Source organism: Pseudomonas sp. GL93 (assembly GCF_003408955.1).
GTDB classification, from domain to species: domain Bacteria; phylum Pseudomonadota; class Gammaproteobacteria; order Pseudomonadales; family Pseudomonadaceae; genus Aquipseudomonas; species Aquipseudomonas paracarnis.
The window spans coordinates 19058-36739 of the sequence record NZ_NKRF01000085.1 but is presented as its reverse complement, the minus strand read 5'-3'; the positions used below and the strand labels follow the sequence as shown (position 1 = coordinate 36739).

Below are 17682 nucleotides of genomic sequence, written 5' to 3'. Positions count from 1 at the left end.
GATCATCACTGATCGGCGTTTTCGTTAAATATGGAGCGGGAAACGAGACTCGAACTCGCGACCCCGACCTTGGCAAGGTCGTGCTCTACCAACTGAGCTATTCCCGCAAATGGCGTCCCCTAGGGGACTCGAACCCCTGTTACCGCCGTGAAAGGGCGGTGTCCTAGGCCACTAGACGAAGGGGACACGCTACTGAAACACATGGTGTGTGTTCCAGTGCCCAGAGGCCTCGTCCGAAGACTTGGTCCTGGTTTCACTCAATGCCGCCCTAAGGCCACATTGCTTGTAAATTGGAGCGGGAAACGAGACTCGAACTCGCGACCCCGACCTTGGCAAGGTCGTGCTCTACCAACTGAGCTATTCCCGCATATGGCGTCCCCTAGGGGACTCGAACCCCTGTTACCGCCGTGAAAGGGCGGTGTCCTAGGCCACTAGACGAAGGGGACACACGTACAACATTCACTCCCTACCGCGTTTCGCTGTGTGCTTTACGCTGTAAGTGGCGCGCATTCTATGGATGGATTGAAAGGTCGTCAACCCCCAAGGATAAATTTATTTAAATCAATGACTTCGACATGGTTTCACGGCCTTCGCGGGCATTGGCACCGTCCGAGCCTTGGCGCCTATATTCTGGCGTTCGACAAGGCGCTATAGTTCACCCAGGCAAATGATGGCAATGTGCATCCATTCAGGGAACGCCTACCTATATAGAAGAAATCACCTGGGCAACTGGTCGATCGGTCCTATCCGCCGGATGACCCAGTCACTACACTCCACAGCAAACCCTATTAAAGAGGTCACACCGGTGACACCACTCATGATCACCCTGCTGGTAATAGCCGGGATCGTAATACTGATCGCCATTGGCTACATGAACCACGTGGTGGAAAACAACAAGCTGGAAAAGAAGCGTACCGAGATCGAGCTTAACGATCGGCTGCGTCGCTGCGGTGAAATCACCGAGACCTTCCCCGGCCAACTGATGACCCCAGCGCTCAAGCTGTTGCTGGCTCGCCTTGAACTGAACGTCAACCAGCGCCTGTTGAACCTGAACAAGTCCAGCACACCGCTCAAGGCGCGCATCACCGAACTGAATGCGCTGATCGCCCAAGGTGAATCGATTCCGGTGGCCAACCCTCCGGCACCGATCCAGACCGAAGCCAAGGCCAAGGACGTGCGCTTCTTGCTCGAAGCCCTGCACGGCCAAGTCACCCGCGCCGCCCAGGACGGCTTCCTGCCGACCAACGAGGCCAAGCACTGGATCAAGGAAATCCGTCATATCCTGGTGCTGCTGCACATCGAGTTTTTCAACAACCTCGGCCAGCACGCCCTGCTGCAAGGCCAACCCGGCCAGGCACGCCTGGCGTTCGAGCGCGGCGTGCAGTACCTGCGCAAACAACCGGAACCGGTGCTCTACAGCGCCCAGTTGCAACTGCTGGAGTCCCAACTGGCGCGCGCCAACTCCACAGTGCTGACCAACAGCAAGCCTGCTGAGGACGAAGTCAACGAGCTGACCGAGGGCTTGAAAGTCGTCGACGCCGATGCCGAGTGGAAGAAGAAAGCTATCTACGATTGATGGCAACGCGAACGCAATGCTCAAAGTAACGAAGATCAAAGGTGGGAGCTGGCTAGCCTGCGAAGACGTCGGCCCAGCAACATTGATGTTACTGACCCACCGCTTTCGCGAGCAAGCCCGCTCCCACAGTTCGATTGTGGGGTGCCAGGTAGGCAAGCATCGGCTGGCAGGCCGTCATCGCAGGCAAGCCAGCTCCCACATTTGAAGTGAGGGGGTGTTCGGAAGATAAGCGGCGGCTGGCGGGCCGTCGCGGGAGTAAGCTTGCTTGCCACAGCGCCCAAATCATCACATGCCATCAATGTGCACCTATCCCCCCGCCCCCGACTAGCGTAAAAAAGTGCCCCTCACTCCGTGAAATTAGAGGCCTGTTATGCCTGTCGCCGTGATTGATGGACAACCGCTACACTATATCGACCAAGGCTGCGGCCCCGTCGTGCTACTGGGTTCGAGTTACCTGTGGGCCAGCGACATGTGGGCGCCGCAGATTGAAGCGCTGTCGCAGCAATACCGCGTGATCGTCCCCGAGTTGTGGGGCCACGGTGAGTCCGGCCCGTTGCCGGCACCCACCCATTCCCTGGATGACCTCGCCCGCCAGGCCCTGGCGCTGCTGGATCACCTGAGCATCGAGCAAGCCAATCTCGTGGGCCTCTCAGTCGGCGGCATGTGGGGCGCACGCCTGGCATTGCAGGCTCCCGAGCGCATCAACAGCGTGGTGCTGATGGACACTTACCTCGGGGCCGAACCCGAAGCAACGCGCCAGTACTACTTCTCGCTGTTCAAGATGATTGAAGACGCCGGGGCGATCCCCGAACCGTTGCTGGATGTGATCGCACCAATCTTCTTCCGCCCGGGCATCGACCGCGAATCCGCGCTGTACCGGGATTTTCGCCAGTCACTGCAAGACTTCCCCAGAGAACGCTTACTGGACAGTATCGTGCCGCTGGGCCGCCTGATCTTCAGCCGCGAGGACATCCTGAAGCAATTACCTGCCTTGGACTCCGACACCACCCTGGTGATGTGCGGCGAGCAGGACAAACCCCGGCCACCGGCAGAGTCGGAGGAAATGGCCGGCCTGATCGGTTGCAGCCTGATCCTGATCCCTGAAGCCGGGCATATCTCCAGCCGCGAGAACCCGGATTTCGTCAACGAGGCGCTGCTGACCTTCCTCGCCAACCACGCCTGATCGCCCTGCCCTCAGATCGCAGCGCCTACGCTGCGATCAAAGGCGGAAGTGCCCCACCATCCCCTTGAGTTGCGCGCCCAACTACGCCAACTGGATGCTCGAGGCGGCATTGCCTTGCATGCTCAAAGCAGAATGATCGGCACTCGCCCGAATACTGGTGACGCTGCGGTTGATCTCTTCGGCCACCGAACTTTGCTCCTCGGCGGCGGCGGCGATCTGTTGGTTCATCTGCTGGATCAATGAAACAGCCGCCGCAATGCTGCCCAAGGCCCCTTCGGTTTCCAGCGCATCACTGACCGCCAGTTTGACCAACTCACCGCTCTGCTGGATCTGTTGTACCGAGGACTGCGCCGCACTGCGCAGCGTGCTGACCAGTCGTTCGATTTCCTCGGTCGATTGCTGGGTGCGCTTGGCCAGTGCTCGCACCTCATCGGCCACCACCGCAAATCCACGCCCCTGCTCACCGGCACGCGCTGCCTCAATCGCAGCGTTCAAGGCCAGCAGATTGGTCTGTTCGGCCACGCTCTGGATCACACTCAAGACGGTACCGATATTCTGGATTTGCGCGCTGAGGCTTTCGATGCTGGCGCTAGCACTGTTGCTGGACGTGGCCAGCAATTCGATACGCTGCAGGCTCATGCGTACCACCTGCTGGCCGCTATCGACTTTGGCATCCGCGGTCTGCGCGGCTTGGGCCGCCTGCTCGGCGTTGCGTGCCACATCGTGCACCGTGGCGGTCATCTGGTTCATCGCCGTGGCCACTTGCTCGGTTTCGTCCTTCTGGTTGCTGACTTCGGCAGTGGTTTGCTCGGTGACGCTGGACAATGAATGCGCGGAGCTGGCGAGCTGTTCGCTCCCCGCCTGCAACCCGCTGACCATCTGGCTCAAGCTGTTGCCCATCTGCTGCATCGCCTGCATCAACTGGCCGATTTCATCACGACGGCTGACCTCCATGCGCCCACTCAAGTCACCCGAGGCGATCTGCTGGGCCACGGCGATCACCGCGCGCAACGGCGCAACAATCAAGCGAGTGATCACCCATGCAGCGATCAAGCCCACCAGCAGCGCCAGGGCGGATGAGCCGATGATCAGCAGCGTGCTGTGTTGCAACTGTGTTTGCATGGACTGGTCTTCGGCGGCATACGCCTGGTTGACCCGGCTGACCACTTGCTCGGCGCGGTCATGCAATTGCGTGTAGACCACTTTTTCCTGGGCCAGCAGCCCGGTGTATTCGCCGAGCTTTTCACTGAACGAAGCGATATGCCCGGCGACTTCATTGAGCACGGTCTGGTAGCCGGGGTCCTTGACCGTGGTTTTGAGTTTCTCGACTTCAGCCAGGGCCTGGTCGGCTTGCTCGATCTTGCCCTGCCCGGCGTCGTCTGCGTCCGCCCTGCGGCTCTGATCCAGGCGCACCCGCGCTTCGTTCATGGCCTGCAACATCAGCCGCGACACCTGGCTGACCTGCCCTGCCTGCTCGATAAACTCCGCGCCCTCCTTGCCTTGGCTTTCCTTGAGGCCATAGGCGCCGTCGTCCGCCAGCCCGGCTTGCAGCACATCCAGGTTATTGGCCACGCTGGAGACCGACCAACTGGCCATTTCCAGCGCCAGGTCCTTGGCCTGGGTCAATTCGACGAACTCATCGAATGCCTGACGATAGGCGACCAAGGCTTGCTCAACGTCGCCCATCACTCGCTCGTTGCTGGCGGAGCGGGCCTTGAGACGCGTGGCCTGGGCCAACAGCGCATCGACACTGGCATGCAGGGTGTCAACGGCCTTGGGGTCGGCGTGCAATGCATAATCCTGCTCGATCAAGCGCACCTTGAGCAGGTCGCTGTTGAGCGTCGACATCGACGTGAGGCCTTCGAAGCGCTGGCCGATGGTCTGCAGGGACCACACACCGATGGCCGCTACCAGGGCCGTCAGCAGCAGGACCAGGGCAAACCCCAAGCCGAGTTTTTTTGCCATACCGAGGTTGGCGAAACGTCGTTGAACGCCCAAAATCATTGCACTTGATCCTCTTGCAATGGCAAATGCCATAAGCCAGGTTTACAAGCAGCGAGATTCGCAACCCCGAGGCACTGAGCACAACCCGCTGGCGTCGGAATAATGGCAAAAAGCTACATGTTCGTCGTTTTCAGAATGGTCGAGGTCGATCTTGCCGCGCCCATGGCGCGGAACAGCGTCAATGCGCGTTGATCAGCGGCGTAGGCCACATTGATGCGCAGCCATTCGCTGCGCTCACCCGTGGGGCTGAACAACGCACCCGGCGACAGCAACACACCCAGCCGTTGGGCGCAGGCTTGCAATCGCAAGGGGTCGGCCAAGCCTGGTCGTGCCCACAGGAACATACCGCCCGCGGGTGCGGCAAATACCTGCCACTCTTCATCCTCCAGCACCTGCAACGTCGCGGCCATCTGCGCATTCAAGCGCTTGCGCAGGCGCTGCACCCACTTACGGTAAGTGCCGTTACTCAACAACGTCGCCACCATGGCTTCGGCAAAACGTGAGGTGCCGATGCCTGTCAGGGTCTTGAGCTGGGCCAATTGCGTGATGATCGTGGCATTGGCACACAGGTAACCCACGCGCAGGGCACTGCTCAATGTCTTGGAAAAGCTCGACACATAGATCACCCGGTCATCATGGGCCAGCGCTGACAAGCGTGTGCAACTGGCATGTTGCAGGTCGCCGTAAACGTCCTCTTCGATAATCAGGAAGTCGCGCTCGCGTGCCAACTCCAACAAGCGCTCTGCCACCGGACGGCTCAAACTGGTCCCCGTGGGGTTGTGATACAGGCTGTTGATGAACAGGCATTTGGGCCGGTGGGTGTGCAGCAGCGCTTCCAATGCCGGAATATCCGGGCCGCCACGGGTGCGCGGTACTTGCAGCAGCGTAACCCCCTGAAAGGCCAGTTGGCGATAGAGATTGCCATAGCCGGGTGTCTCGACCACCACCTCATCACCGGGCTTGAGCAGCGTGCGTATCAGCAGGTCCTGGGCATGGCTGGCGCCGTGGGTGGTGAGGATACGGTCCAGGCTGGTGGGCACGTGTATCTGGGTCAGGCGCTTGAGCAGTTGTTCGCGCAACGCAGGCAACCCCAAGGGTGTGCTGTAGTTGAACAGGCCGCCGGTGTCGGTACGGCTCAGTTCACGGATCGCGTAGTTGATGTCATCGCTTTCGCGCCAGGTGTCGGGCAGCCAGCCGCAGCCCAGCTTCAGCTCGCCCAGCGGGCCATCGGTGAATGCCCCCCAGCCCTGTTCGGCCCCTTCATACCAATGGTTTTCGTGGACCGTTGTGGGAGGCGCCACCACAAACCCCGAGCCATGCCGGGGGGCCAGCAACCCCTGGGCCACCAACCGTTCGAATGCCTCGATCACGCTGGCCTGACTCAGCAGGTTATCGAGGGCCAATTGGCGAATGGACGGCAAGCGTGTGCCAGGGCTCACCCCCTCCTTGCGAATCCATTCTGCCACCGCGCTGACGATCTGCTGAACAACCGGTACCAGGGCTTGTCGATCGATCCCTAAATCCATGAGCCACTCACTTCAACTGTCTGTTAACCCAAAACAGTTAAGCACAGAAGCCCGGTAAAACCGGTCGCCAACTTTTATTAAAGTATTGATTTTATTGAGTTATTTACCTAGTGAAACATATTCGAGCACAGCCCACTGCCCGCCATGGAAACGCCCCACAGCACCTGGCTCTGTTTTCGAATGCCCCGCGACCTGCCGTCCTAGATCGCCGTCGCGCCACCGTCCACCGCCAGGGCCTGACCGGTGGTAAACGCTGCGCCATCACTGCACAGGTACAACACGGCGCTGGCGATTTCCTCAACCTTGCCAATACGTCCAACCGGGTGCATGGCTGCGGCAAACTCAGCCTTGCGTGGGTCGGCCTCATAGGCGCGGCGAAACATGTCGGTATCAATCACGGCCGGGCAGACGGCATTCACGCGGATTTTCTTCTTCGCGTACTCGATAGCCGCTGATTTGGTCAGGCCGATCACCGCATGCTTGGACGCCGCATAAATGCTCATCTTCGGCGCCGCCCCCAACCCCGCCACCGATGCGGTGTTGACGATGGCCCCGCCGCCCTGGGCCAATAGCAAAGGCAACTGATACTTCATGCACAGCCACACGCCTTTGACGTTAACCCCCATGATGGCATCGAATTCATCGAGACTGCCGTCGGCCAGCTTGCCCTTTTCGATCTCAATGCCGGCGTTGTTGAAGGCGTAGTCCAGGCGACCATAGGTGGCAACGGTCTGTGCCATCAATTGCTGCACGTCCGTGTCGAGCGTGACGTTGCAGCGCACAAATATCCCTTCGCCACCGGCCTGGTGGATCAATGCCACAGTGCCCTCACCTCCCGCCACATCAAGGTCAGCGACCACCACCTTCAAGCCTTCGGCGGCGAATGCCAACGCGGTGGCGCGGCCAATACCAGCGGCGGCGCCGGTCACCAAGGCCACATGGCCGGAAAACGTCATGCTCATGGGAACTGTCCTGTGAGGTTAATTGCGGTGGAGCGAGTCTAGCCAACGCCGGGAGCTGCGCGTCAGCACTATCAGAAGGCCGGTTGGCGCTGCATGAGTCGCAGTGATAAAGCTGCCCGGCTGATTATCAATGAGGCCTATTACCGGGCATTCGCCTGCGCCGCACACCCTTGCCCTTCTGCTACTGAGGGTCTATCACTCATGTTCCATTTCTAAAGAGTCCTTGCCATGACCGCCCAGACCAACCGCCAATTTCTGCTCGCCAAACGCCCGGTCGGTGCCGCCACGCGCGAGACCTTCACTTACCAGGAAGTGCCGGTGGGCGAACCCCAGGACGGCCAGGTGCTGGTGCGCAACGAATACCTTTCCCTCGACCCGGCCATGCGTGGCTGGATGAATGAAGGCAAGTCCTACATCCCACCGGTAGGCATCGGCGAAGTGATGCGCGCCTTGGGCGTAGGCAAGGTACTTGCCTCGAAGCATCCGAACTTTGCGGTGGGGGACTACGTGAACGGTGCGCTGGGCGTGCAGGACTACTTCCTCGGCGAGCCCCGTGGTTTCTATAAGGTGGACCCCAAGCTGGCGCCCCTGCCCCGCTACCTGTCGGCCCTGGGCATGACCGGCATGACGGCGTATTTCGCCCTGCTGGAAACCGGCGCACCGAAAGCCGGTGACACCGTGGTGATCTCTGGTGCCGCCGGTGCCGTGGGCAGCATCGCCGGGCAGATCGCCAAGCTCAAAGGCTGTCGCGTGGTAGGGATCGCCGGTGGCGCCGAGAAGTGCAAGTTCCTGGTAGATGAGCTGGGCTTCGATGCCGCCATCGACTACAAAAGCGAAGACGTTCCCGCCGCCCTCAAGCGCGAGTGCCCCAAAGGCGTGGACGTGTATTTCGATAACGTCGGCGGCGATATTCTCGACGCGGTGCTCAGTCGTCTGGCGCTCAAAGCCCGCGTGGTGATTTGCGGTGCAATCAGCCAGTACAACAACAAGGAAGCGGTCAAAGGCCCGGCGAACTACCTGTCATTGCTGGTCAATCGCGCGCGCATGGAAGGCTTTGTGGTGATGGACCACGCGGCGAACTTCGCGGCGGCGGGTCAGGAAATGGCCGGTTGGATGGCCCAGGGCAAGCTCAAGAGCAAGGAAGATATTGTCGAAGGGCTGGAGACATTCCCGGAAACACTGATGAAGCTGTTCAATGGCGAGAACTTCGGGAAGTTGGTGCTCAAAGTCAGCTGACACAACACAACCAGTGTGGGAGCTGGCTTGCCTGCGAAAGCGCTGGTTCAGTTGCAGACTCAGTACATGACACACCGCCATCGCGGGCAAGCCCGGCTCCCACAGGGATCTGTGCCCGGCGCTGACTCTGTGGGCAACCCACAATCAGTGTGGGAGCTGGCTTGCCTGCGAAAGCGCTGGTTCAGTTGCAGATTCAGTAACTGACACACCGCCATCGCGGGCAAGCCCGCTCCCACAGGGATCTATGCCCGGCGCTGATTCTGCGGGCAACCTACATTTTGCCCACTCTAAAAATCAGGCGATCTCGGCAACCACGGCTGCCAACGCCTTGGCAGGATCCGCCGCCTGGCTGATCGGACGGCCAATCACCAGGTAATCCGAGCCCGCATCCAGGGCCTGGCGCGGGGTCAGGATGCGGCGCTGGTCATCCTGGGCGCTGCCGGAGGGGCGAATCCCCGGTGTCACCAGTTGCAACGACGGGTGAGTGTTCTTCAGGGCCTGGGCTTCCAGGGCCGAACACACCAGGCCGTCGAGGCCAGCTTTCTCTGCCAGGGCTGCCAGGCGCAACACTTGCACCTGCGGCTCGATATCCAGGCCAATGCCCGCCAGGTCTTCGCGCTCCATGCTGGTGAGCACGGTCACACCGATCAACAACGGTTTAGGGCCGCTGCGCTGTTCCAGCACTTCGCGGCAGGCACTCATCATGCGCAGGCCACCGGAGCAGTGCACATTGACCATCCACACGCCCATCTCGGCCGCGGCTTTGACGGCCATCGCCGTGGTGTTGGGGATGTCATGGAATTTCAGGTCCAGGAACACTTCAAAGCCTTTGTCCCGCAGGGTGCCGACGATTTCCGCTGCGCAACTGGTGAACAGTTCCTTGCCGACCTTGACCCGGCAAAGCTTGGGGTCCAACTGGTCAGCCAGCTTCAGTGCGGCGTCACGGGTGGGGTAATCCAGGGCGACGATGATAGGAGTCTGGCAGACGGACATTGGAATGGGCTCTCAGGCAAGTCGAAATCGGCGCGGATTGTAGCGCAAGCAGCGCCGTTGCGGGATCCGATGATCGGTAAATACTGATCAAGCGCCCAATACCGGCGATTCAGGGCAATTGTTTCAACCCCGATACATTCACGACACGCCCCCAATACGCCGCCCGGCTAGCCTCGCGCACATGACCGCCCGCCCAGCACTTCCAGCCCTGGAACTGGGCGCCTATGCTGACAGCCACACTCAGGCAGATGACCTCGCTATGCATACCCCTTGCGACCCTGTAAACGAAGCGCCAAAAGACGCGGTGATCGCCGAAGATAAGCGCTGGAATACTCGCGCTCTGATTGTCGACGACGACGTGCCGATCCGCGAACTGCTGATCGACTACCTGGCACGCTTCAATATTCTCGCCTCGGGCGTCACCGATGGCACCGCCATGCGCCAAGCCATGCAAGCCGAGACTTTCGATGTGGTGGTGCTCGACCTGATGCTGCCGGGCGAAGACGGGCTGACATTGTGCCGCTGGCTGCGCGCCGAGTCGGATATTCCGATTTTGATGCTCACCGCCCGCTGCGAACCTACCGACCGCATCATCGGCCTGGAACTGGGCGCCGATGACTATATGTCCAAGCCGTTCGAGCCGCGGGAGTTGGTCGCGCGTATCCAGACCATCCTGCGCCGGGTGCGTGATGACCGCACCGAACAGCGGGCCAATATCCGTTTCGACAATTGGCGCCTGAACAGCGTGCTGCGCCAGTTAGTGGCCGATGACGGCCTGGTGGTGCCGTTGTCCAACGCCGAGTTTCGTTTGTTGTGGGTGTTCATCGAACGCCCGCGCCGTGTGCTGAGCCGCGAACAGCTGCTGGACGCGGCCCGTGGGCGTTCCATCGAGGCCTTTGATCGCAGCATCGACTTGCTGGTGTCGCGCCTGCGCCAGAAGCTGGGGGATGACCCCAAGGCTCCGCAATTGATCAAGACCGTACGCGGCGAAGGCTACCTGTTCGACGCCCGGGATATCGGTTAATGCGCGCCCCCTTCAATACGCTGTTCGGGCGACTGTTCGGCCTATTGCTGGTGGCGATTGTGCTGGCCCATGTGCTGGCGTTCTTCTGGTTCCACCACTACGGCCCGCCGCCACCGCCCCGCGCGGCCTTCGTCGAACAACCGGACGGCAGCCTCACGCCCTTGCGCAAAGCGCCTCGCCCCTGGTTCGGCGGCCCGGTGGTGCCCCTGACATTTCAATTTATCTCGCTGATCATCGCTGCCTGGTACGGCGCCAAACTGCTGAGCCGGCCAATCCAGCGCCTGAGCGCAGCGGCCGAGCGCCTGAGCGTCGACCTCGACAGCCCGCCCTTGGTGGAATCTGGCCCTCGCGAAGCACGCCAGGCGGCCTCAACCTTCAACCTGATGCAAAAGCGCATCCGCGAACAAGTCAGCCAGCGCGCACGCATGCTCGGCGCAGTCTCCCACGACCTGCGTACCCCGCTCTCGCGCCTCAAGCTGCGCCTGGAAAAAATCGAAGACCCCAAGCTGCAAGGCCAGATGCGCCAGGACCTGGACGACATGATCGGTATGCTCGATGCCACCTTGAGCTACCTGCACGAACAGCGCACCAGCGAGACACGGCATTGGCTCGACGTACAGGCATTGGTGGAGTCCCTGAGTGAAAACGCCCAGGACCAAGGCCGCGACGTGCAGTTTTCCGGAACCTGTGCGCCGTTGCAGGTACAGCCGATGGCCCTGCGTTCATGCCTGAATAATTTGATCGATAACGCCCTGCGCTATGCCGGCACCGCCCGGGTGGAACTGGCCGACAGCCGCGGCGCGTTGGTGATCCGGGTGATCGACCACGGCCCGGGAATCGCCGCCGATAAGCGCGAAGCGGTGTTCGAGCCGTTCTTTCGCCTGGAAGGGTCGCGCAACCGCAATTCTGGAGGGGTCGGTTTGGGGATGACCATTGCCAGGGAGGCCGTCGAGCGACTCGGCGGCCACCTGAGCCTGGAGGACACACCGGGCGGTGGTTTGACGGCGGTGATGTGGTTGCCGAGGGTTTAAGAACTCCCATTTACCTGACGCGCCGCGATCCAAATGTGGGAGCTGGCTTGCCTGCGATTGCGCAGTGTCAGTCGATGAAGTGTTGGCTGGCCCACCGCTATCGCGGCAAGCCAGCTCCCACAAGTACCGCGGCGCACCACCGTTAAGTACACCGATCAGTTACACGGTTTGTCCTCACGGCGCACCTGCGCTTGGCTCGCGCTCCAGTCTGTCAACAGGCTGTAGGCCACCGCCAGCAACGTCGGACCAATAAACAGGCCGATAAAGCCGAACGCTATCAACCCACCAAACACGCCCAACAACACGATCACCAACGGCAGGTTGCCGCCACGGCTGATCAGGTAGGGCTTGAGCACGTTATCCACGCCGCTGATCACGAACGTGCCCCACACGCCCAGGAATACCGCGTAGGTGTAATCGCCCTTCCACGCCAGCCACGCCGTGGCCGGGATCCACACCAGCGGCGGCCCCATGGGAATAAGGCTGAGCAGGAAAGTCACGATACCCAGCACCAGCGCGCCCGGTACGCCGGCGATCAGAAAGCCGATCAGCGCCAGCAGCGCCTGGGCCGCTGCGGTGCCGATCACACCATTGACCACTCGCTGCACCGTGCCAGCCACCAGTTCGATGTAATAGCCGGCGCGTTCGCCGATCAGGCGCTCCAACAGGCGGTGCACAAACATCGCCAGGCGCGGCCCGTCACGGTAGAAAAAGAACACGAAGACCAGGCTCAGGGTCAGCTCAAGAATGCCGCCGCCGATTTGCGCACTGCGCGCCAACAACCAATTGCCGACCTGGCCCAGGTACGGCTTGATGCTCACCATCAGCGCCGCGCCTTGTTGATCAATGCTGTCCCATGTCGCCACCAGGCGCTCGCCTACGAAGGGGATCGACCCCAACCAGGTCGGCGCCTCGGGCAAGCCGTCGACCTGGATGTCCTTGATCAGCGCCACCGCATCACGCACATGGTCCGCCAGGTTGAACCCCAGCCATACCAATGGCACCGCCACCAGCAACATCCAGCCCAACGTCAGGATGCCAGCGGCCAGGGATTCCCGGCCGCCGAGCCAACGGGTGAGCAAACGCATCAGCGGCCAGCTGGCAAATGCCAGCACCGCGCCCCAGAACAGCGCCGACCAGAACGGCGCCATGACCCAGAAGCTGGCACCAAACAGCACCAGCAGCAGGATTTGCACCAGCAGGCGATCGTTATTGAGCATCGGGTATCTCGAGAAGAAGGCTGTAGGAAGAGAGCTTAGGCGAACGGCGCGGGTCCGTTCGCCCTGTGGTGCTTAGCGTATCAGATGCAGATGCAGTCCTTGGGTTTCACCGGTGCCGGTTTCCAGACGGGCGGTGCGCACGCCCTTCTCCACCAGCGCTTGGCGCCAAGCCTCGGTGTGCGGCCCGCTCAGGCTGACGCGCAGGGTGGTGTCGAGGTTCAAGGCACGGGATATCAAGGTCAGCCAGGTGTCGTCAGGCTCGGCGCCCAGCGCGGGAAAATCCAGCTCGCCAGTGCTTTTGAGCTCACGCAGCAAGGTGGCCGAGGTGGGCAGCAGGTTGCCCAAAGGCGCGCTGGCGTCGAGTTGCTCCACATGCAGGTAGGCGCGACGGTTACCGCGGGTAATGCCGTACAGCGCGACCAGTGAGTTGTCCTGCGGGGCGGCCAGGCGAAGCAACAGGTATTCCTGTTGGCCATCGGCGCCCACTAGCTTGGCGTTACCAAACACCTCGTTGGCCCACAGGCTGCTTTCGCCACAATCCCGGGCCTTGCACCAGAACAACAACTGCGCGCCCTTGGCCTGCAAGGCTTCGCGCGTTGCGGTAAAGGCGGCGCTGGAGCTGTGTTCGGCGGGCAGTTCATAGGTGATTGCAGTGGCTGGGCCGCGTGCGATGGCCTGGCCTTCGTAGCGCAACTGGCCGCTGATCTTGCGGATCGCGCCCATGGGGTAGATGCGTTCCTTGTCTTCAGCGGGGCGGTAATCAACGATTTGCGCATCAACCTGGCGGGCTACCGCCGGTAAATCCTGGCTGCCGGGCAGATCGGCGGCAAATACCAGGGGGCTGAAACAGCAAAGGCCAAGGGCACGGATACATCCTTTACCCAGGCTCATCGGATCAGTGAGCCCTGGCCAATGGTGGTCACAGCGATATTGAGTGTGTTCATGGTTGACTCCCTTTCAATCCGCCCAGCCTCGGCAGTTGACCCCGCCAAGTCAAGGCGTGGAGAAGAACCGATTGAAACAGTCTGCAACAAGAGCCGCGCCGGGCTCGTCATTCAGGTGTAAATGATGGCCGCCTGGCAGCGTGGTAACCGTGAAGGGTAGCTGAGAAAGCAATTCGGAATGTTTCGCCAGCATGCCGTCAGCCGCGACCACCAACTGCGTAGGGCATTCGACCCTTCGCACGAACGCCATGGCCTGTTCATCGGTCAGGCGCATCGGCGACGCCAGGGTCAAGCGGCTATCGCTGCGCCAGGTGTAACCGCCCGGTACCGGCATCAAACCGCGCTGGGCCAGGAGTTGCGCCGCCTCACGACTGACTGCCACCACGCCTTTCATCCGCGCCTCGACCGCCCGATCAAGGCTGTTGTAGACGGGTTTGCGCTTGTCCTGCAGGCTCAATTGCGCCTGCAACGCCATGCCCAGGCGCTCGGCCGCGTTCTCGCCGCTGGCGGTCGGTGGGATTACGCCGTCAATCAGGCCCAGGTGTGTCACCCGCTCCGGCAAGGCCCCGGCCAACACCAGAGAGACTATGGCGCCCAGGGAGTGGCCAAGTAATGCAAAACGTTTCCAGCCCAGTTGCTCGGCCACCTGCAGCACGTCGTAGACGTAATCCCACAAGGCATAACCGGCGCCAGCCGGGCGGTGCGCCGAATGCCCATGCCCCGCCATGTCCAGGGCGACGATGCGCAACCCGCGCAACTTGGGCGCCAGGCGCGCAAAGCTGTTGGCGTTGTCCAGCCAGCCATGCAAAGCAATCACCGGCAGCCCATCCTCGGGCCCGAACAGATGCGCAGCCAGTTCGATATGCGGCAGGCTCAGGCGCACCTCCTCGACAGGCGCACTCATGCGCAACTGCGCTCACGGGCCTGCCAGCGGGCGAACAGGTTTTTGATCAAGGCAGCGGTGTCCTGGGGGCGCTCAAGGGGGAACATATGGCCGCCGGGCATGGTGAGCATTTCGCCCATGGGCAAGCGGTCGACACCGCTGGCATGGTGACGCATCACCACCCGGCTCTGGCGACCACGCACCACAGCCAGCGGCACCTTCAACTGGCGCACCTGGCCCGGGCTGGTGTGGGGCACGCCGCGATAGATGCTGATTTCGGTGGCTGGGTCGAACCGCAGGCGCAGGCGATCGCCCACTTGCTGCAGGCCATGTTGCAGGTACGCGTCAAAGCAATCGGGGTCGAAGCCACGGAACAGGGTCTTGCCGGCGAAATAGCTGCGCGCGCTGTCCAGGTCGGTGAATTCTTCGCGCCGGCCAAGCGTGCGCCCAGCCGGGGTGAGGCGGTCGATAAAACCAAAGCGCTTGGCAGCGCGGATCACCCAGCGGTCTGCGCGGGTGAGCACCGGCGAATCCAGCATCACCACGCCCCGGTACAGGTGCGGGCAGCGCATGGCGGCGTGCAAATGCAGCACGCCTCCCAGGGAATGGCCCACGCCCCACACCGGTTCTGGCTGCTGCTCCAGATGGTGGATCAGCTCGTCCACCAGGTTCTGCCAGTTGTCATCTACGGGGAACCTGGGGTCGTGACCGTGCTGCGGCAGATGTGCCACCGCATATTCCGGGGCCAGGGCGGCAAACAGCTTGCCGTAGGTGGCCGAAGGGAAGCCATTGGCGTGGGTAAAAAAAACATGCTGCGGCATACAGGTTCCATCAACAAAAACAGAGGGGGATTGTCACCATGCCCGGCCCCTACAGCAATGACTGTAACTGCCAGGAATGATGACACTCACGCCACGCCTATCGCGCCGGCGGTTGTTCACCCAGCGGCACCACGGCCATGGTCAGGCGCGAGACACAACTGGCCTTGCCCTCGTCGCTGCTCAGGCGGATGTCCCACACCTGGGTGGTGCGCCCGATATGGATAGCCTTGGCCACCGCCGTCACCCGACCGCTGCGCACACCGCGCAGATGGTTGGCGTTGACCTCCAGGCCCACGCAATAGAACTTGCTTGCATCAATGCACAAATAGGCGGCCATGGAGCCGACACTTTCGGCCAGCACCACCGAGGCGCCGCCGTGCAGCAGGCCGTAGGGCTGATGGGTGCGGTGGTCGACCGCCATACTGGCGGTAAGGGTTTCGTCGTCGAAGCTTTCGAAACGAATATCCAGCATTTCACCGATGGTGTTTTTCTGGATCGCGTTGAGATGTTCGATATTCGGTTGGGTACGCCACAGGCTCATACGGTTGTCCTTGTTGGTTTTATTACGGCCCTAATCCTGCCACAGAACGGTTTCGGCGCGCGCGCTCCATGCTTGCAATTGTGACCCGTACGTCGACTCGATCACGTTGCGCTTGATCTTCAAGGTCGGCGTGAGAAAGCCGTTTTCCACCGCCCAGTGGTCTTTCACCACCACCAATTGCCCCATGCGCTCATGCTTGTCCAGGTCAGCATTCACCTGTGCCAGCCAGCGCTCAAGGCCACTGCCAAGGGCGTGGCGGTCCTCGCCCGGCGCCGACAATACGCACAGCCCTATCGGCGCGCTGAGCCCCTCGCCGACCACACACACCTGTTCAATACGTGCATGTTCGGCCAGGCGGTTTTCAATCGGTGCCGGGGCCACGTATTTGCCTTTGCTGGTCTTGAAGATTTCCTTGAGGCGCCCGGTCAGGCGCAGGCGACCGTCAGCGTCCTGCTCACCCTTGTCACCGGTACGCAGGAAGCCATCCGCGGTGAGCGTATCCGCGGTTTTCTGCGGATCCTTGAAGTAGCCCAACATGGTCGCGCCACTGTGTACCTGCACTTCGCCTGACGGATCGATACGCACCTGCACACCTGGGCAGGGCTGACCGATCCAACCGAGCGTTTGCCCGCCTGGGCGACACACATGGGAATAGCCGCAGTTTTCGGTCATGCCATACACCTCCAGCACATCCAGGCCCAGGCGCCGATACCAACGCAGCAACGCCTCGGGCACCGGCGCAGCGCCGGACAGGGCGATGCGCAACGCATCCAGCCCCAGACCGGCGAGGACTTTATGGCCGACGCGCTTGCCGATAAACGGCAGGCTTAACAGCATATCGAGCCTTTTTTCCGGCATTTTGGCGTAGACGCCCAGTTGGAATTTGGTCCAGATGCGCGGCACGCCAAACAAGGCCGTCGGCCGCGCCCTGCGCAAATCGGTCAGGAAGGTCTCCAGGCTCTCAGCAAAAAAAACGGTTTGCCCGGTATAGATCGAAGCCATTTCCACAAACATTCGCTCTGCCACATGGCACAGCGGCAGGTACGACAGCAACCGGTCATCCTCCCCCAGGCCAAACAACTCAGTACCGCGCGTGGCAGCAAACCCCAAAGCGCCGAAACTGTGCATCACCCCCTTGGGCAGGCCGGTCGTGCCGGAGGTGTAGATGATGGTAGCCAGGCTGTCGGCAGCCGGTAGCGGGTTGTCCTGGATCGGCGAGCAGGCTTGCAGGTTTGCCCAACTGAAATCGAAAGCCCCGTCAGGACACAGCGGCAGGCTGATAGTCGGCACGCCCGCAGGAATGCCAGGCGCCATCGCCGACCAGTCATCGAGCTTGCCGATCAGCGCCAATGCCGCCTGCGAATGGGTCAGCACATGGGCGACGGACTCGGCGGTGAGGTTGGGATAAAGCGGCACCGACACATGCCCGGCCATCCAGATAGCCAGGTCGGCGATGATCCAGTGGGCGCAGTTTTTTGAAATCAACGCAATGTGCGAACCCTGGGGCAACTCCCGCGCGCGCAGCCAGTGCGCGGCGCAACGAGCCTGGTGGCCGACCTCGCCCCAGGTGAGGGCCTGCACCTCACCGCCGCCGATGGGCTGAACGAGGAAGACTTTGCGCGGGTGCCGCGCCTCACGCTCGAAGAAGACCTGCAACGGCAAACGAAAAGCGACAGGCATGGGACGCGCTCCTTTGTGATCCGAGATACAGCCAACCAAGCACTTGCTTGGTTGACTG

General features: G+C 61.5%; 15 protein-coding genes, 4 tRNA genes and 1 pseudogene. 5 read left to right on the top strand and 15 right to left on the bottom strand.

The window, feature by feature from the left end; all coding sequences use genetic code 11:
• Positions 1-31: 31 nt before the first annotated feature.
• The 4 genes from CER19_RS19030 to CER19_RS19015 form a co-directional block, all read right to left on the bottom strand.
• Positions 32-107 (bottom strand) — tRNA-Gly (locus tag CER19_RS19030).
• Between the two features lie 3 nt (positions 108-110).
• Positions 111-186: transfer RNA gene (locus CER19_RS19025), tRNA-Glu, on the bottom strand.
• A gap of 105 nt (positions 187-291) precedes the next feature.
• Positions 292-367, bottom strand: a tRNA-Gly gene (locus CER19_RS19020).
• 3 nt (positions 368-370) lie between these two features.
• Positions 371-446, bottom strand: a tRNA-Glu gene (locus CER19_RS19015).
• Between the two features lie 359 nt (positions 447-805).
• On the opposite strand from CER19_RS19015, the gene CER19_RS19010 reads away from it, so the two are divergent.
• Positions 806-1576, top strand: coding sequence for a hypothetical protein (locus tag CER19_RS19010; protein ID WP_073521738.1), 771 nt, complete (start codon positions 806-808; stop codon positions 1574-1576).
• A gap of 370 nt (positions 1577-1946) precedes the next feature.
• The gene (locus CER19_RS19005) at positions 1947-2759 is read left to right on the top strand and encodes an alpha/beta fold hydrolase (RefSeq protein ID WP_116667560.1); all 813 of its coding nucleotides are present in this window, start codon (positions 1947-1949) and stop codon (positions 2757-2759) included.
• A gap of 81 nt (positions 2760-2840) precedes the next feature.
• On the opposite strand, the gene CER19_RS29465 is transcribed toward CER19_RS19005, so the two are convergent.
• From CER19_RS29465 to CER19_RS18990, 4 genes and pseudogenes are all read right to left on the bottom strand, one after another.
• Complete coding sequence (locus tag CER19_RS29465) at positions 2841-3638, bottom strand: methyl-accepting chemotaxis protein (protein ID WP_371921554.1); 798 nt, start codon at positions 3636-3638, stop codon at positions 2841-2843.
• 15 nt (positions 3639-3653) lie between these two features.
• Positions 3654-3881 (bottom strand): annotated as a pseudogene (locus CER19_RS29460) (HAMP domain-containing protein); the annotation flags it as partial.
• A gap of 995 nt (positions 3882-4876) precedes the next feature.
• The gene (locus tag CER19_RS18995; RefSeq protein WP_116667558.1) at positions 4877-6289 is read right to left on the bottom strand and encodes a PLP-dependent aminotransferase family protein; all 1413 of its coding nucleotides are present in this window, start codon (positions 6287-6289) and stop codon (positions 4877-4879) included.
• Between the two features lie 200 nt (positions 6290-6489).
• On the bottom strand, positions 6490-7251 hold the full coding sequence (locus tag CER19_RS18990) for an SDR family oxidoreductase (RefSeq protein WP_116667557.1): 762 nt from the start codon (positions 7249-7251) through the stop codon (positions 6490-6492).
• Between the two features lie 228 nt (positions 7252-7479).
• Between CER19_RS18990 and CER19_RS18985 the strand changes: the two genes are divergently transcribed.
• Entirely contained in the window at positions 7480-8487 is a 1008-nt protein-coding gene (locus CER19_RS18985) for an NADP-dependent oxidoreductase (protein ID WP_032892611.1), read from the top strand.
• 294 nt (positions 8488-8781) lie between these two features.
• Here the strand turns inward: CER19_RS18985 and pyrF are convergent, their stop codons facing one another.
• The gene (gene pyrF / locus CER19_RS18980) at positions 8782-9480 is read right to left on the bottom strand and encodes an orotidine-5'-phosphate decarboxylase (RefSeq protein WP_116667556.1); all 699 of its coding nucleotides are present in this window, start codon (positions 9478-9480) and stop codon (positions 8782-8784) included.
• A 259-nt stretch (positions 9481-9739) separates the two neighbouring features.
• On the opposite strand from pyrF, the gene CER19_RS18975 reads away from it, so the two are divergent.
• Together CER19_RS18975 and CER19_RS18970 are read left to right on the top strand one after the other, a co-directional pair.
• On the top strand, positions 9740-10504 hold the full coding sequence (locus tag CER19_RS18975; protein ID WP_034127268.1) for a response regulator: 765 nt from the start codon (positions 9740-9742) through the stop codon (positions 10502-10504).
• Entirely contained in the window at positions 10504-11535 is a 1032-nt protein-coding gene (locus CER19_RS18970; protein ID WP_116667555.1) for a HAMP domain-containing sensor histidine kinase, read from the top strand. The genes CER19_RS18975 and CER19_RS18970 overlap by 1 nt, the downstream gene beginning before the upstream one ends.
• A 155-nt stretch (positions 11536-11690) precedes the next feature.
• Here CER19_RS18970 and CER19_RS18965 read toward each other — a convergent pair whose 3' ends face one another.
• The 6 genes from CER19_RS18965 to CER19_RS18940 form a co-directional block, all read right to left on the bottom strand.
• Entirely contained in the window at positions 11691-12755 is a 1065-nt protein-coding gene (locus tag CER19_RS18965; RefSeq protein ID WP_003190063.1) for an AI-2E family transporter, read from the bottom strand.
• Positions 12756-12827: 72 nt separating this feature from the next.
• Positions 12828-13646 carry a DUF4892 domain-containing protein gene (locus tag CER19_RS18960; protein ID WP_116667554.1) on the bottom strand — a complete coding sequence of 273 codons (819 nt, stop codon included), beginning with the start codon at positions 13644-13646 and terminating at the stop codon, positions 12828-12830.
• 102 nt (positions 13647-13748) lie between these two features.
• Entirely contained in the window at positions 13749-14603 is an 855-nt protein-coding gene (locus CER19_RS18955) for an alpha/beta hydrolase (RefSeq protein WP_116667553.1), read from the bottom strand.
• On the bottom strand, positions 14600-15403 hold the full coding sequence (locus tag CER19_RS18950) for an alpha/beta fold hydrolase (protein ID WP_116667552.1): 804 nt from the start codon (positions 15401-15403) through the stop codon (positions 14600-14602). The genes CER19_RS18955 and CER19_RS18950 overlap by 4 nt, the downstream gene beginning before the upstream one ends.
• A 97-nt stretch (positions 15404-15500) precedes the next feature.
• Complete coding sequence (locus tag CER19_RS18945; RefSeq protein WP_116667551.1) at positions 15501-15944, bottom strand: hotdog fold thioesterase; 444 nt, start codon at positions 15942-15944, stop codon at positions 15501-15503.
• Between the two features lie 30 nt (positions 15945-15974).
• Positions 15975-17624, bottom strand: a complete 1650-nt coding sequence (locus CER19_RS18940; protein ID WP_116667550.1) for an AMP-binding protein — start codon at positions 17622-17624, stop codon at positions 15975-15977.
• Positions 17625-17682: the final 58 nt, after the last annotated feature.

Bases quoted from the DNA above. Each gene is read 5' to 3' on its own strand.
- CER19_RS18995 (WP_116667558.1), bottom strand. From the start codon at position 6,289: ATGGATTTAGGGATCGATCGACAAGCCCTGGTACCGGTTGTTCAGCAG.
- CER19_RS18945 (WP_116667551.1), bottom strand. From the start codon at position 15,944: ATGAGCCTGTGGCGTACCCAACCGAATATCGAACATCTCAACGCGATC.
- CER19_RS18965 (WP_003190063.1), bottom strand. From the start codon at position 12,755: ATGCTCAATAACGATCGCCTGCTGGTGCAAATCCTGCTGCTGGTGCTG.
- CER19_RS18970 (WP_116667555.1), top strand. From the start codon at position 10,504: ATGCGCGCCCCCTTCAATACGCTGTTCGGGCGACTGTTCGGCCTATTG.
- CER19_RS18940 (WP_116667550.1), bottom strand. From the start codon at position 17,624: ATGCCTGTCGCTTTTCGTTTGCCGTTGCAGGTCTTCTTCGAGCGTGAG.
- CER19_RS18990 (WP_116667557.1), bottom strand. From the start codon at position 7,251: ATGAGCATGACGTTTTCCGGCCATGTGGCCTTGGTGACCGGCGCCGCC.
- CER19_RS19005 (WP_116667560.1), top strand. From the start codon at position 1,947: ATGCCTGTCGCCGTGATTGATGGACAACCGCTACACTATATCGACCAA.
- CER19_RS18955 (WP_116667553.1), bottom strand. From the start codon at position 14,603: ATGAGTGCGCCTGTCGAGGAGGTGCGCCTGAGCCTGCCGCATATCGAA.
- CER19_RS18960 (WP_116667554.1), bottom strand. From the start codon at position 13,646: ATGAGCCTGGGTAAAGGATGTATCCGTGCCCTTGGCCTTTGCTGTTTC.
- pyrF (WP_116667556.1), bottom strand. From the start codon at position 9,480: ATGTCCGTCTGCCAGACTCCTATCATCGTCGCCCTGGATTACCCCACC.
- CER19_RS29465 (WP_371921554.1), bottom strand. From the start codon at position 3,638: ATGGTCAGCGGGTTGCAGGCGGGGAGCGAACAGCTCGCCAGCTCCGCG.
- CER19_RS18950 (WP_116667552.1), bottom strand. From the start codon at position 15,403: ATGCCGCAGCATGTTTTTTTTACCCACGCCAATGGCTTCCCTTCGGCC.
- CER19_RS18985 (WP_032892611.1), top strand. From the start codon at position 7,480: ATGACCGCCCAGACCAACCGCCAATTTCTGCTCGCCAAACGCCCGGTC.
- CER19_RS18975 (WP_034127268.1), top strand. From the start codon at position 9,740: ATGCATACCCCTTGCGACCCTGTAAACGAAGCGCCAAAAGACGCGGTG.